The following is a 13,708-nucleotide window of genomic DNA, read 5'->3' on the forward strand; positions in this document are numbered from 1 at the left end:
CCGGCTTTGCTGGTGGCCGACGTCGCGGCCCACGCCCGGCTGGCGGACGCGACCCTGCTTTGCGTGCGCTGGCGGGCGACGCCGGCCGAGTCGGCGGTCGAGGCCGTGGTCCGCCTGCAACAGGCCGGCGCGCACGTGGCCGGCGCGGTGCTGACCCGCGCCGATCCCGCCGCCGCCGGCGCCGCGGGCCTCGGCTATGGCGAAGCCGCCGGCTATGGCGCCGCACCGGCCCGAACCGGATGGAGGGGGCGTTATGGGCTGGCGGCCCGGTAACCGGCCGCAGGCGGGCTGCCCGCTCCGGCGTGCGGCGGTGCTGCTGGCGGCGCTGGTCCTGCTCTGGCAGGGCGGCGAGCGGCTGCGGGAGGGCTGGCGGATGGCGCCGCTCGTCGCGTCCATCCACGCGGTCTGGTGGGGTCGGGGACAAGCGCCGCCGCCGGCCGAGGTGCTGCAAACACCGCCGCGGCGGGCCGACGGCCGGGCTTGGTCGGCCTATGGCCAGGTGGCCCTCGCCGCCGCGGAACGGAGTCCGAACCCGGCCGAGCGCAACCGCCTGATCGCCCTGGCCGAAACGGCGACTCGGCGCGCGCTGGCGCTCGGCCCGGCGCAGGCGTCGGCCTGGGCGCGCCTGTCGCTGATCGCTCTCAATCGCGGCGACCGGGTGGGAGCGGTCCGGGCGCTGGCGCGCTCGCTCGCCCTGGCACCGAACGGGCCGCACCTGGCCTGGCCGCGGGTCCGGCTCGGCCTCTATCTCTGGGATGGGCTCGGCGCCCCGGCGCAAGCCGCCGTCGCCCGCGACCTGGCCCGCGTCTGGCGCCAGCCGCCCAGCGCCGGCCTGCCCTATCCGCGGCAGGCAGTGGCCCGCTATGCCCAGTCAATCGGCCGGCTGCCGCTGCTGGTTGCCTTGCTGCAAGACCGGGACCACCGCCCGGGAGGGAAACGCATATGATCGTCGAACGCCTGCCCTTGCCGGGTCCGCTGCTGCTCCGTCCCACCCGCCATGCGGACGAGCGCGGCTTCCTCGCCGAGACCTACCGGGCGCCGGGCTCCGGCCCGCTGGCCGGGCTCGCCCGCGTGGCGCAGGAAAACCTGGTGTTCTCGCACCGCGCCGGCACCGTGCGCGGCCTGCACGCCCAGGCCCCGCCCTCCGCCCAGGCCAAGCTGGTGGGCGTACTCGCCGGCCGCATCCGCGATGTGGCGGTGGATGTCCGTCGCGGCTCGCCGACCTATGGCCGGCACCTGGCCGTGGACCTGAGCGCGGCGGAGGGGGCGCTGCTCTTCGTGCCCCAGGGCTTTCTGCACGGCTATGCGACCCTCACCGACGAGACCCTGGTGCAGTACAAGCTCGACGCCCCTTACGCACCGGGCCGCGAGGTGGCCGTGCGGTTCGACGATCCCACCCTGGCCATCGACTGGGGCCTCGCGCCGGGCGCCTGCATTGTCAGCGAGAAGGACCGGCAGGCCGGCCCCTTCGCTGGCTTCGACAGCCCGTTCGCCTGGCGGGAGGCCGCCTGAGCCATGGCACCGGTCTCCGTTCTCATCGTTAACTACCGCAGCACCGACTGGCTGCTGCCCTGCCTCGAATCGCTGCTGCGCAACGCGCCGGAATTGCGGCGGGTGGTGGTGGTGGAAAATGCCTCCGGCGACGGCAGCGCCGAGCGGATTTCCGCCTGGGCCGCCGGACGCGAGGCCGCCCGCTCCCTCGCGCCGGCTTGCCTGCGTTCGCTCTGGCACCCCGCCCAGCCGAAACCCCTGGCCCTGCACCGGATTGCCGAGGGCGGTGCCGTCGACCCGGCCGCCCGGCTGGTGCTGATCGAGGCGAATGCGAACCGGGGCTTCGCCGCCGGCAACAATATCGGCCTCCGTCATATCGAAGCGTGTGGCGATGCCAGCGACGTCTGGCTGCTCAACCCCGATACGCTGGTCGCGCCCGGCACGCTCGCGGCCCTGCAAGCGCGGATGGCGGCGGACCCGGACATCGGCACCTGCGGCGCGGAACTGCGCTATCTGGAGCGGCCCGACCGCGTTCAGTGCCTGGCCGGCGCCTGGTTCCAACCCCGGACCGGTCGCGCCCGGCATCTGGGGGAAGGCGAGGCCGCCGGCCTTCGCCACGATGCCGCTACGGTCGAGCGCCGTCTCGGCTATGTCATCGGCGCCTGCCTGCTGGCGACCCGCGCCTATCTCGACCATGTCGGGCCGATGGACGAGCGCTTCTTCCTCTATTTCGAGGAGGCCGCCTGGCAGGCCCGCGCCGCCAATGCCGGCCGTCGTTTTCGCGCCGGCTTCGCGCCGGCGGCGGTGGTCTATCACCACCACCATGCCAGCGGCGGCCGGCACGAGCGCTATCTGCTGGCGGGCCGTTTGCGCTTCGCCCGCTATTACCGGCCGTGGAGCCTGCCGACCGTGGCGGCCGCGGTGGTGGTGGCCGCGTTCCGCGCCCGGCGCCGGGGCGAGACGGCCCGCCTGCGGGTCATCGCCTCGCCTGCCTTCTGGTGGGAGGCGTTGTTGCGTGCCGCGCGAGCCCCGGCGGCATAGCCCTTCGCACCCCATTGTGCTAGCGAAGCCGGATCGCCCAACGCCAAATCCGAGGAAGTGCCCCGATGTCCCCGTTGTCCCCCGCCTGGGTTCCCTATCACGAAACCGCTTCGCACAACCCAGCCGACTATATCGCGCCGGATGCGAGCGGCCGCAATTTCTACGACATCGATCCGGCGCTGCATCACATTCTCGACCTCTATCTGCCGGCCGACGAGCGGGAGCATTTCCGACCGCATCTGCGCCGGCTGGGCGAAGTCGCCGGCACCGAACTCGACGCCCTGGCGCGCGAGGCCGAGCGGCACCCGCCGGTGCTGCACGCGCGCGACCGCTTCGGCCGCGACGAGGATTGGATCGAGTATCACGGCAGCTACAGGGCCATGGAAAAGATCGCCTTCTGCGATTTCGGCTTTCAGGCGATGACCAACCGGACGGGCGTGATGGGCTGGCCCGACAAGCTCAGCTATGTCAGCAAATATGCGTTCCAGTACCTGTTCGTGCAGGCGGAATTCGGCCTCATGTGCCCGATTTCGGCGACGGACACTTCGGCCTTTCTCATCAACCGCTATGCCGACCCCGAGACCCATGCGCTCTATTTCGACCGTATGACCAGCCAGGACCCGGCGGCGTTTCTCTCCGGCACCCAGTTCATGACCGAGAAATCCGGCGGCTCCGACGTCGGCCAGATCGAACTGACCGCCGTGCACCAGGATGGCCAGTGGCGGCTCTATGGCGAGAAATGGTTCTGCAGCCACACCGACGGCGACGTCGCGCTGCTGCTGGCCCGGCCGGAGGGTGCGGCCGCCGGCTCGCGCGGGCTGGCGCTGTTCGCCATGCCGCGCGTCTGCCCGGACGGCACGCGCAACCGCTACCGCATCGCCCGCCTGAAAGAGAAAATGGGCACCAAGTCGATGGCGTCCGGCGAGATCATCTTCAACGGCGCCCTGGCGCATCTGCTGGGCGACGCCGACAAGGGCCTGAAGCAGATGATGGACCAGGTGAATCTCTCGCGCCTGTCCCATGGCGTGCGGGCCGCCGCCATGATGCAGCGCTGCTGGAACGAGGCCAAGGCGGTGGCCGACAATCGCCGTGCCTTCGGCAAGGGACTGATGGAGTTCCCGCTGCTGCGCCGCCAGCTGCTCGACGTGTTGCTGCCGACCGCCCAGGCCGTCAGCATGTTCGCTTATGCCGCCCATATGATGGACCGGGCACAGCGGGGCGAGGACGCGGCCCGCAAACAGCTTCGCATCATGACGCCGCTGCTGAAATACCAGACCGCGCGCGACAATATCGGTGTTGCCGGTGCCGCCATGGAGACCCGCGGAGGCAACGGCTATATCGAGGACTGGGTCAATCCTCGTCTGGTGCGCGACGCCCATATCGGCGTGCTCTGGGAAGGCACCAGCAACATCAACGCGCTCGACATCATCACCCGCGCGGTGGCGAAGGAGGAGGCGCATCGGGAGTTGCAGGAAGGCATCCGAGAGAAGCTGGACGACGTGCCGGCCCAGGTGCGTGGCCGCTACCAGACCCTGATGGACAAGGCGGTCGATTTCGCCGAGCGGGTGGCGCGCGAGCCGGAGAGCGAGCATCTCTGCCGCAAGGCCTCGACGGCGCTCTATCACGCCACCAGCGCCGCGCTGATGGCCTGGGAGGGCGCCACGGCCGAGGCGGCCGGCAAACCCACCAACCGCGTCGCCCTGGCGCAACTGGTGGAGGACACCCGCCTCGCGCCGCAGGACCCGTTCGCCGCTGACGATCTGGGCAGGGCGGGGGCGCTGGCGGATCAGGCGCTGGCGGCGACCGCCTGATCGGCGCTAACCTCCCATCAACGCCCCAGAAGACAGCTTGAGGAAACCCCCATGCGCATTTCCATCGGCATCGGCAGCCATTCCGCCCGCGACATCACCGGCGCGGTCGCATTCGTCCAGGCGGCCGACCGGCTCGGCGTCGATTGCGTCTGGTCGGCGGAGGCCTGGGCGCACGATGCCTGCACCAGCCTCGCCTACATGGCGGCGCTGACCAAGCGCATCCATATCGGCACCGCGATCATGCAGATCAGCGCCCGCACGCCGTCGATGACGGCGATGACGGCGCTCTCGCTCAACGACCTCTCCGGCGGCCGTTTCCGCCTCGGCCTGGGCGTCAGCGGCCCGCAGGTGGTGGAGGGGTTGCAGGGCGTCTCGTTCGCGAAGCCGCTCACCCGCCTGCGCGAGACGGTCGACATCTGCCGCATGGCCTTCCGCGGCGAGAAAATCCAGTACCAGGGTCAGGTGCACGTGCTGCCGCGGCCCGGCGGCGAGGGCAAGGCGATCCGGCTGGAGCACCGGCCGGCACCGATCCCGATCTATCTCGCCACCCTCGGCCCTAAGGCGCTGGAATACACCGGCGAGGCGGCGGACGGCTGGCTCGGCACCAGCTTTTCGCCGGATCATCCGGACGCGCACTTGGCCTATATCCGCAAGGGCGCGGAGAAGGCCGGCCGGTCGCTCGCCGATATCGACATCTGCGCCACCGCCGCGGTCGCCATCGGCGAGAATGTGGAGGAGATGATCGATGCCCGCCGCATGGGCGTCGCCTTCCAGATGGGCGCCATGGGCTCGGCCCGGACCAATTTCTACAACGAGGCCTTCCAGCGGGCCGGCTATCAGGACGACGCGCTGGCGATCCAGGCGCTCTGGAAACAGGGGCGGCGCGACGAGGCGGCGCAACGGGTGCCCGATGCCATGGTCACGCAGTTCCAGGCGGTGGGCACGGCGGACATGGTGCGCGAGCGCCTGCGCAAATACCGCGATGTCGGCGTCAACATGCTGAGCCTCCGCGGCGACGACACGCTGCCGTCGCACGAGCGCATCGCGCTTTTGGAGCAGATCATGGATCTGGCGAACGGCCTAGACGCCGCCGCCTGAGCCGCCTGTACCCCGGACGGTGCGAAGCGCCGATCCGGGGCCGGTCGCTCTTGCGAACACGGGCGAGGGCGGTGTTCGGAGGCTGACACCGGTCCCGACCCTCGCCTCCGGCTCGGCCGGGAAACAGGGGTTTCGGTTCCGGCGACGGTGCGGAGCGCTGGGTTAATCCAGCGCCGCCCAGGCCTGTTGCAGGGTGCCGAGCAGGTCGCCGCCCATGGCGATGAAGTCGTCTACGCCCGCGGCCTCATAGGCCTCCCGCGCCTCACCGGGGACGCCGGCGAGCGCCAGCCAGGCGCAGCCCGCGGCCTTGAGCGCGCGTGCCATTTCCTCGGCCTGCTCGCCATAGCGCTTGTCACTGGAGCACAGCACCGCCAGCCGCGCGCCGCTGGCCTTGAAGGCATCCGTGAGTGCCGCGGCATCGGTGAAGCCGCCCTGGTCCAGCGCCTGCAAGCCCCCGGCCTCGAACGCGTTCTTCGCGAACGTGGCGCGCGGCGTGTAGGTGGCGAGCGCGCCCAGATTGGCGAGGAACACCGCCGGCCGCCGGCCGTCGCGCTTCGCCCGCCGGTCGCTCTCGTCCCGCATGGCCTCGAACGCCTCGCCGAAGCGACGGCGGGGCAGGGGGGCGATGGAGGTGGCATTGCCGCCCAGCGCCGCCAGCAGGCTCGCCAGCGTCGCGCCGCCCTGCGCCGCCCGGATCGCCGCGGCGGTGCGCTCGCCCCGGCCGGCGGCGGGCAGGGTGACCGCCGCCGACGACAGCCGCGCGGCGAGGTCCGTCCGGATCGCGGCCAGGTCCGGCTCCGGCACGTCCGGCAGGTCCTCGGCGATGTTGGGGAATTCGCTGACGCCGGTCAGCGGGTCGCGGCGGCGGGCGAGGTTCTTTTGCCGCTCGGCCCAGGTCGCTTCGACCTGCCCCGCCACCATGCCGCCGGTCAGGGCCTCGGCCATGCCGCCGGCGCGCTCGATCTCCTGGAACAGCGCCCAGGACGACTGCGCCAGCTTCGCCGTCAGGTCCTCCAGGAACCAGGAGCCGCCGCCGGGGTCCATCACCCGGTGCAGGTTGGATTCCTCTTTCAGCAGCAACTGCGTGTTGCGCGCGACGCGGCGGGCGAAATCGTCCGAGACCGGGCCGAGGGCGGCGTCATAGGGCGCGATCGTGATGCTGTCCGCCCCGCCGACCGCGGCGGCGAACCCGGCCAGTGTCGTGCGCAGCAGGTTGGTGTAGGGGTCGCGCTCGGCCAGGTTGCGGTTGGCCGTCACCGCGTCGATCCGGGCCGCCCGCGCTGGCTCGGACGCACCGGCGACCTCGGCGATGCGCGCCCAGAGCTTGCGCGCGGCGCGCAGCTTGGCGATGGCGAAGAACTGGTCCGGCCCCAGCGGCAGGCGGAAGACGATCTGGGCGCAGGCGTCGTCGACGCCCATTCCGGCGTCGACCATGGCCCGCAGATAGGCGACGCCGGTCGCCATCGCCGCGGCCAGTGTCTGGCTTTCGGAGGCGCCGGCGGCGTCATAGGCCGAGGCGTCCACGGTCACCGCGGCCACATGCGGCCAGTGCTGCGCCGCATGGGCGGCCAGGTCCGCCATGTCCGCCAGCGCCTGCTCCAATCCCTGCGGCAGTGCGCCATGCGCCGCCAGCGTTCCGAGCGGGTCCGCGCCCAGCCGCGAGCCGGGCGCCGGCAGCGAGCCGGGCGCCGGACCGCCGGCCGCTGCCAGCAACGCCGCTGCCGGCAGGAAACCCGCGCCCGCCTCCAAAGCCAGCGCCGCCGCCGGCACGTTTGCCAGCAGCGCCTGCCAGCAGGCGGTGGAGTGCAGCGGCAGCCCGCCCTCGGCCACGCCGTTGGCATCGCCGCAGAGCGCGGCCCGGTCCAGGCGCAGCGACAGCGAGTGCACGCTGTTGTCCAGGTCCTCGCGCAGGGTGGCGTTGGCGTGGGCCAGGTCCGGATGGGTGACGGTCTGGCGGATGTCCCAGCCGCTGACCGTGCGCCCCGCCGCATCCGCGCCGCGGGTGAAGGGTGCCAGGCCGGGCAGGCCCGCCGGGTCCGCCGCGCCGCCGTCGCGCTCGCGCGTGTAGAGCGGTTTCAGCGCGAAGCCTTCATAGGTGCGGGTGGCGAGCGCCTTTTCCACGTCGCCGCGCTTCAGCGCCTTCTCGGCCGCTGCCAGCCAGTCGGCATAGCTGGTCTCGGGGAAGGAGGCGGCCAGTTCGAACGTCTCGTCGCTCATGAAAGGGCGGGTCCTTGGGGCAATGATTCGGTCTGGCCCCGTTGATAGTCGCCTCCGGCCGCCTTTGCCAAGGGCGGAACCGCGGTTAGCGGCCTTTGAACACGGGTTTGCGCTTTTCCGCGAACGCGCGGGCCGCCTCGGCATGGTCTTCGGTCTGGCCGGTGCGGGCGTGGTGGATCGCCTCCGCGTCCAGCGCCAGGCCCAAATCCCCCCGCTCGGCGACATTCATGTTTTTCTTCATGTATTCGATGGTGAGCCGCGGCCCCGCGGCCAGTTGCGCGGCGAATGCGGCAGTCTCCGCCTCCAGCGCGGTGTCGGCCACCAGCCGGTTGGCGATGCCCAGGCGGAGCGCCTCTTCGGCCCGCACCTCGCCGCCGGTGTAGTAGAGTTCGCGCGCCCGGCCCGTGCCGACCAGTTGCGCCAGGAAATAGCTGCCGCCGAAATCGCCGGAGAGCCCGACCTTGGCAAAGGCGGTGATGAAGCGGGCGGTCTCGCTCGCCACCCGCATATCGCAGGCCAGCGCCAGCGAGAGCCCGGCGCCGGCGCACGGGCCGCGGACCGCGGCGATCCAGGGTTTCGCCGCCTCGTGGATCATGCGCGAGAGTTCCATGCGGCGGCGCAGATTGCGGGCGCGGCCGTCGAAGCCCTCCCGCGCCTCGCTGCCCTGGGCCATGCTCTTCACGTCGCCGCCGGAGCAGAAGGCCCGGCCCGCGCCGGTGAGGACCACGCAGCCGACCGTCTCGTCCCGGTCCAGCCGCCCGACCGCCTCGGTGAGGCCGTCGAGCATGGGATAGGTGAGGGCGTTCAGGCTCTCGGGCCGGTTCAGGGTGAGGGTCACGACGGCACCGTCGCGGGCTTCGAGCAGTTCGGACATGGCGGATCCTGGAGGGGGATGAGGAACGGATGCGAGATGTACAATTCTGGAGACGCAGGCGGCCATCTGTAAAGCCGGCTGACACTCAGGGGGAATGCGATGGCGGTAAGGCATTGAAATTGCGCGATTGCAACTTTGGCACCGATCTTGCGTACCGAAATACATTGAACACAACGAGTGACAGTAACGATCAGGAGCAAAGCGATTATGCGTGGTTGGACGATGGCAATTGCGGTGGCGGGTGCGGTTCTGGCCTCGGCGTCGGCCCAGGCGGTGACGATCGACTGGGCCGACTGGGTCGCTGCCAGTGCATCCGGTGGTGTCGCCACCGGAACGATTGCGTCCGGTGCGACGTCGGTTGGCGTAACGTACAGCGGACCGCAATTTTTTGCCGCCCAGGTCTCGGGCGGGGGCAATTTCTACACCGGCAACGCCTACACCAATGGCGACGTTGACAACGCGCCGCCGACGAGCGACATTCTGGAACTGAGTTTAGGCGGCACCTCGACCATCACCTTCTCTCAGGCCGTGGTCGATCCGGTGCTGGCGCTGGTGAGCTGGAACGGCAATATCGTCGACTTCGGCACCCCGATCGAGATCGTCAGCAATGGCAGCGGCTTTTTCGGCAGCGGCACGCCGATCCTGAACGGTACCGGCACCGGCTTCACCGGCAATGGCGAGGTGCACGGGATCGTCCGCATCCTCGGCACGCATGACAGCATCACCTTCACGCACACATCCGAGCAATGGCACGGCCTGACCGTCGGCATCGCCGCGGTGGCGGCGCCCGAAGCCGCGCCGCTGGCGTTGCTCGGCTCGGCCCTGGCGGGTCTGGGCCTGCTCGCGCGCCGCAAGGCCTGATACGCTCCCGGCGCTTCCGGCGCTCCGGCGCGGCCCGCAGGCGACGAAACGCCATCGGGCCGCGCCCTTTTGATTCCGGACGGTCCCGCTAGCATTGGCGGTCTATAGGCCCGGGCGGCGTGCGGCGCGGCGGGCAATCCGATGCTGCGAGCGAGCCCCTGCCATGACCAATGTCCAATCCGTGTTTCAACGCGACCTGCAGGGGCCGGTCGCCGGCCCGAACCGGCGTGGTGCCAAACGTGTGGCTGTGATCGGCGCCGGGGCCTGCGGCCTGGCGGCGGCCAAATACCTGCTGGAGGCGGATTTCGACGTCACCGTGTTCGAGATCGGCAGCCAGATCGGCGGCATGTGGTGTTACAAGAACGACAACGGCCGCTCGTCCGCCTACCGCACGCTGCACATCAACACCTCGCGCGGTGTCACGCGGTTTTCCGACCTGGATTTCGACGACCGGACCCAACCTTTTCCCGACCATTTCGACATGCACCGGTATCTGGTGCAATACGCCGACCATTTCGGCGTGACCCCGCGCATTCGCTTCAACAGCAAGGTCGAGCGGGTCCGGCCGCTATTCACGCCGGGGCAGGAGGCGCCGCGCTGGCGGGTAGACCTGGCCGACGGCTCCGGCCAGGAGTTCGACGCGGTCATCGTCGCCACCGGCCACCTGACGCGGCCGATGGAAGTGCCAGAATTCCAGGCCTTCACCGGCGAATACCTGCATTCGCACCATTACAAGGAGCCGGAGCCCTTTGTCGGCAAGCGCGTCTGTGTCGTCGGCATCGGCAACAGCGCCTGCGATATCGCCAGCGACGTCTGCGTGACCTCGCCCCGCACGGTGCTGGTGGCGCGCTCGGGCGTGGTGATCCTGCCGAAGCTGATGTTCGGGCGGGCCTTCACCGACATCACCGCCCAGATCCAGCGCCCCTGGATTCCGCGCAAGCTGCGCCAGAAAATCACCCGGTTCCTGGTCTGGCTGGTGCATGGCGACATGACCAGGCTGGGCTTCCAGAAGCCGACCGCGAACACCCATGTCACCTCCAACGCCACGGTGGTGACGGACATCGCCTACCGCCGCATCGCCGTGAAGCCGGGCATCACGCGGGTCGACGGCCGGACCCTGCAGTTCGCGGACGGCACGGCGGAGGAGTTCGACACGCTGATCGCCGCCACCGGCTACGCAATCGACCTGGATTTCCTGCCGCCGGAAGTGGTGACGCTGGAGAACAACGAACTCGATCTCTACATGCGCATCGTGCCGCCGGACTGGCCGGGGCTCTTTCTGATGGGCTTTTTCAACACCGACACCGCGCTGAACATGGTGTTCGAGCACCAGGCGCGCTGGGTGCGGGAAGTGCTGCTGGAGAACGCCGCCCTGCCGCCCGCAGCGGAGATGAAACGCGCCATCGCCGAGCGCAAGGCCTGGTATGCGAGCCAGTACAAGCACACCGCCCGCCACACCATCGAGGAGGAGCATGTGCGCTATCTGGGCGACCTGAAGCGCACGCTGAAAGCCATGGTCAAACGCGCGGCCGGTGCGCTTGGCAAGAGCCGGGCGGCATAGGTCGAGTGCCCGCACGGCCTTGCAATCGCCATTGCGAGACGCCGAAGGCGGCGTGGCAATCCAGACAGGCTGTCATTCCGGGGGGGGGGGATGTCGGCCCGGATCGCCACGGGGCTTCGCCCCCTCGCGATGACTGGGCTTCGCCCCTCGCGATGACGGGGCGCGGATTGCGGCCGGCGCTATCGCTCAAATCACCCCCTCGGCCTTCAGGCGCGTCCGTTCCTCGGCGTCCAGGCCCAGCACGTCCCCATAGACCGCATCATTGTCCTGCCCCGGCCAGGGTGCCGGCGCCGCATACCCCGCATGGCCGCCGGAGAATTTTAGCGGAAACGCTGCCGCCACCGTCTCCGGAACCGCGCCCGCCCGCGGGTGGTGCAGTGGCGCCAACATCCCTCGCGCGGCGAGATGGGGCCAGGCTTTCAACTCCTCAATGCCGTTGATCGGCCCGGCAATTCCGCCGGCCTTGCGCAGTGTCGTCACGGCCTCCGCCACCGACAGGCAGGAGACCCAGGCACTGACCTTGGCCTCCACTGCGTCATTATGGGCGATGCGCCAGGCGACATCGCGCCAGTGCGGATCGTCCGCAAGTTCCGGCTCGCCCATGCACTGGCAGAGCGTGCGCCACTGCCCGGGCGTCGCCGCACCGATCACCAGCCAGCCGTCCGCCGCCCGGAACGTGTTGAAGGGCGAGAAGCGGGGAATGCGGTTGCCCTGCTGCGCCGGCAGGCCCAGCGCCTCGTAATGATCCAGCGGCTCGTCCAGCACCAGCGACAGCAGGCAGTCGGCCATGGAGACGTCGACGAACTGCCCCTTGCCGGTCACGCCCCGTTGCACCAGCGCCGCCGTCACGCCCAGGGCCGCGTGCACGCCGGCAATCCCGTCCGAGAGCGGCGAGCCGGCTTTCAGCGGCGGGTCGCCATTGCGGCCGGTGATGCTCATGAGCCCGGCGGCGGCCTGGGCGATCGGGTCATAGGATTTTTCGTGCGCGTCCGGTCCGGTCGAGCCCCAGCCGGTCAGCGCGCAATAGACCAGACGGGGACAGGCCGCCGACAGCGCAGCATAGCCGATCCCCAGCCGGTCGGCCACACCGGGGGTGAAGTTCTCGAACACCACGTCGGCTTCGGCGGCCAGCCGCCGGAACAGCGCCACTCCCTCCGCCGATTTCAAATTCAGGGTAATGGCCTTCTTGGCCCGGTTGCGCTTCAGATAATGGATGGAAAGGTCATCCGGGCTCCGCTCCGTCATGGCGACGCCGGCGGCACCCGCAAAGGGCGGGGCTTTGGCCTGTGCCATGGGCTGGGCCGGCTCGTCGATGCGGATCACCTCGGCGCCCATCCCGGCCAGCAGCAGGGTGGCGTGCGGACCGGAGTAAAACCGCGAAAGGTCCAGGACCCGAATTCCGGAAAGAGGGCTTAGCATCCATCCGTTCTCTTGGTAGAAATTGTCTCACGCGCTCTCATTGCGCCCACCGAAACGCCCTTTCCAGAATAACCGGAGGCTTGCATGCCCTTCGACATCCCCGCGCCGCCGCCCGGCGAACCGAGCTGGCCGTACGAACTGTACAAGCTGTTGAAAGACGCCGGCATCACGCAGTTTTCCTATGTGCCCGACGCCGGCCACAAGGTGCTGATCAACCTGTCGCTGGCCGACCCGGATGTCCACTCCATTCCGCTCACCAGCGAGGAAGAGGGCGTCGCCATGGCTGCCGGTGCGCATCTGGGCGGGCAGAAGCACGTGCTGCTGATGCAGTCGTCCGGCGCCGGCAACTGCATCAACATGCTGAGCCTGCCGCGGCTCGGCAAGTTCCCGTTCCTGACCATCCTCTCGATGCGCGGCGACTTCGGCGAGGGCAATCCCTGGCAGATGCCCATGGGCAAGTCGGTGCAGCCGGTGCTGGAGGCCTGCGACGTGTTGTGCCTGAAGGTGGAAAAGCCGGAAGAGGTGATCCCCACGGTCGAGGCCGCCATCACCATGGCGTTCCAGAGCCAGGAATCCGTTGCCGTGCTGCTGGGCCAGAAGCTCATCGGCGCCAAGAAATTCGGTTGAGAGAAGGGGTCCGCACCATGTCCGATTTCGTCCTGGACCGCAAAGACGTCATCCCGCAACTGATCCAGAATGCCGATCAGTATCTGATCGTCACCGGGCTCGCCGGCACCGCGCGCGACATCGCCAATCTCTGCGGCGCGGAGGGCACCAACTATTACAGCATGGCCGGTGCCATGGGCGGCGCGGTCGCCATGGGCCTGGGCCTGGCGCTGGCGCAGCCGGACAAGCGCGTGCTGGTGGTCACCGGCGACGGCGAACTGCTGATGAATGTCGGCGCGCTCGCCACCGTCGCGGTGATGAACCCGCCCAATCTCGGCATTGTCTGCGTCGACAACGGCCATTACGGCGAGACCGGCAATCAGGTCTCGCACACCGGCCACTCGACCGACCTGGCGGTGATGGCGAGTGGCGCCGGCATCAAGCAGGTGCGCACCGTGGCCAAGGAAGGCGAGATCGCCGACGCGGCGGCGATGATCAAGGGCGGCAATGCCACCTTCTTCGTCCACCTCAAGGTGAACGACAACCCGCCGGCGCCGATCAAGCGCTCGCTGGATGCGAACTATACCAAGACCGTGTTCCGCAAGGCGCTGCTCGGTTCCGCCTGAGCCGGGCCTGTCTTTGGATTCGATGCCGACGGCCCCGGAGTTCGCTTCGGGGCCGTTCGTTCGCGACGCCAGCGCGCGCCGTGACCCACCGGGAAGGGAGGCC

The 13,708-nt window shown here is 69.7% G+C and carries 13 protein-coding genes; 10 read left to right on the plus strand and 3 right to left on the minus strand.

Annotated features, from left to right (window positions below):
* Window positions 1-12: 12 nt before the first annotated feature.
* The 6 genes from H6844_07850 (at window position 13) to H6844_07875 (ending at window position 5,441) form a co-directional block, all read left to right on the plus strand.
* On the plus strand, window positions 13-273 hold the full coding sequence (locus tag H6844_07850; protein MCB9929312.1) for a hypothetical protein: 261 nt from the start codon (window positions 13-15) through the stop codon (window positions 271-273).
* A complete protein-coding gene (locus H6844_07855; protein MCB9929313.1) occupies window positions 254-946 on the plus strand; it encodes a hypothetical protein in 693 nt (230 codons plus the stop codon). The genes H6844_07850 and H6844_07855 overlap by 20 nt, the downstream gene beginning before the upstream one ends.
* Window positions 943-1,512: a dTDP-4-dehydrorhamnose 3,5-epimerase family protein gene (locus H6844_07860; protein MCB9929314.1), complete on the plus strand. Its 570-nt coding sequence runs from the start codon at window positions 943-945 to the stop codon at window positions 1,510-1,512. The genes H6844_07855 and H6844_07860 overlap by 4 nt, the downstream gene beginning before the upstream one ends.
* 3 nt (window positions 1,513-1,515) lie before the next feature.
* Complete coding sequence (locus H6844_07865) at window positions 1,516-2,532, plus strand: glycosyltransferase (GenBank protein MCB9929315.1); 1,017 nt, start codon at window positions 1,516-1,518, stop codon at window positions 2,530-2,532.
* Window positions 2,533-2,597: 65 nt separating this feature from the next.
* Window positions 2,598-4,343: an acyl-CoA dehydrogenase family protein gene (locus tag H6844_07870; GenBank protein MCB9929316.1), complete on the plus strand. Its 1,746-nt coding sequence runs from the start codon at window positions 2,598-2,600 to the stop codon at window positions 4,341-4,343.
* Between the two features lie 51 nt (window positions 4,344-4,394).
* Window positions 4,395-5,441, plus strand: a complete 1,047-nt coding sequence (locus H6844_07875) for an LLM class flavin-dependent oxidoreductase (GenBank protein ID MCB9929317.1) — start codon at window positions 4,395-4,397, stop codon at window positions 5,439-5,441.
* A gap of 162 nt (window positions 5,442-5,603) precedes the next feature.
* Here H6844_07875 and H6844_07880 read toward each other — a convergent pair whose 3' ends face one another.
* On the minus strand, window positions 5,604-7,658 hold the full coding sequence (locus tag H6844_07880) for a methylmalonyl-CoA mutase (protein MCB9929318.1): 2,055 nt from the start codon (window positions 7,656-7,658) through the stop codon (window positions 5,604-5,606).
* An 85-nt stretch (window positions 7,659-7,743) separates the two neighbouring features.
* The gene (locus tag H6844_07885; GenBank protein MCB9929319.1) at window positions 7,744-8,532 is read right to left on the minus strand and encodes an enoyl-CoA hydratase; all 789 of its coding nucleotides are present in this window, start codon (window positions 8,530-8,532) and stop codon (window positions 7,744-7,746) included.
* A gap of 207 nt (window positions 8,533-8,739) precedes the next feature.
* Between H6844_07885 and H6844_07890 the strand changes: the two genes are divergently transcribed.
* Window positions 8,740-9,393, plus strand: a complete 654-nt coding sequence (locus H6844_07890) for a hypothetical protein (protein ID MCB9929320.1) — start codon at window positions 8,740-8,742, stop codon at window positions 9,391-9,393.
* A 163-nt stretch (window positions 9,394-9,556) separates the two neighbouring features.
* Complete coding sequence (locus H6844_07895) at window positions 9,557-10,954, plus strand: NAD(P)-binding domain-containing protein (GenBank protein MCB9929321.1); 1,398 nt, start codon at window positions 9,557-9,559, stop codon at window positions 10,952-10,954.
* A gap of 186 nt (window positions 10,955-11,140) precedes the next feature.
* Here H6844_07895 and H6844_07900 read toward each other — a convergent pair whose 3' ends face one another.
* Complete coding sequence (locus H6844_07900; protein ID MCB9929322.1) at window positions 11,141-12,373, minus strand: CoA transferase; 1,233 nt, start codon at window positions 12,371-12,373, stop codon at window positions 11,141-11,143.
* Between the two features lie 84 nt (window positions 12,374-12,457).
* On the opposite strand from H6844_07900, the gene H6844_07905 reads away from it, so the two are divergent.
* Both H6844_07905 and H6844_07910 read left to right on the plus strand, forming a co-directional pair.
* The gene (locus tag H6844_07905; protein MCB9929323.1) at window positions 12,458-13,000 is read left to right on the plus strand and encodes a phosphonopyruvate decarboxylase; all 543 of its coding nucleotides are present in this window, start codon (window positions 12,458-12,460) and stop codon (window positions 12,998-13,000) included.
* A gap of 17 nt (window positions 13,001-13,017) precedes the next feature.
* Complete coding sequence (locus H6844_07910) at window positions 13,018-13,605, plus strand: thiamine pyrophosphate-binding protein (GenBank protein ID MCB9929324.1); 588 nt, start codon at window positions 13,018-13,020, stop codon at window positions 13,603-13,605.
* The last annotated feature ends 103 nt before the right edge of the window (window positions 13,606-13,708 follow it).

The organism is Alphaproteobacteria bacterium (genome assembly GCA_020638555.1).
Taxonomy (GTDB): Bacteria; Pseudomonadota; Alphaproteobacteria; order Bin95; family Bin95; genus JACKII01.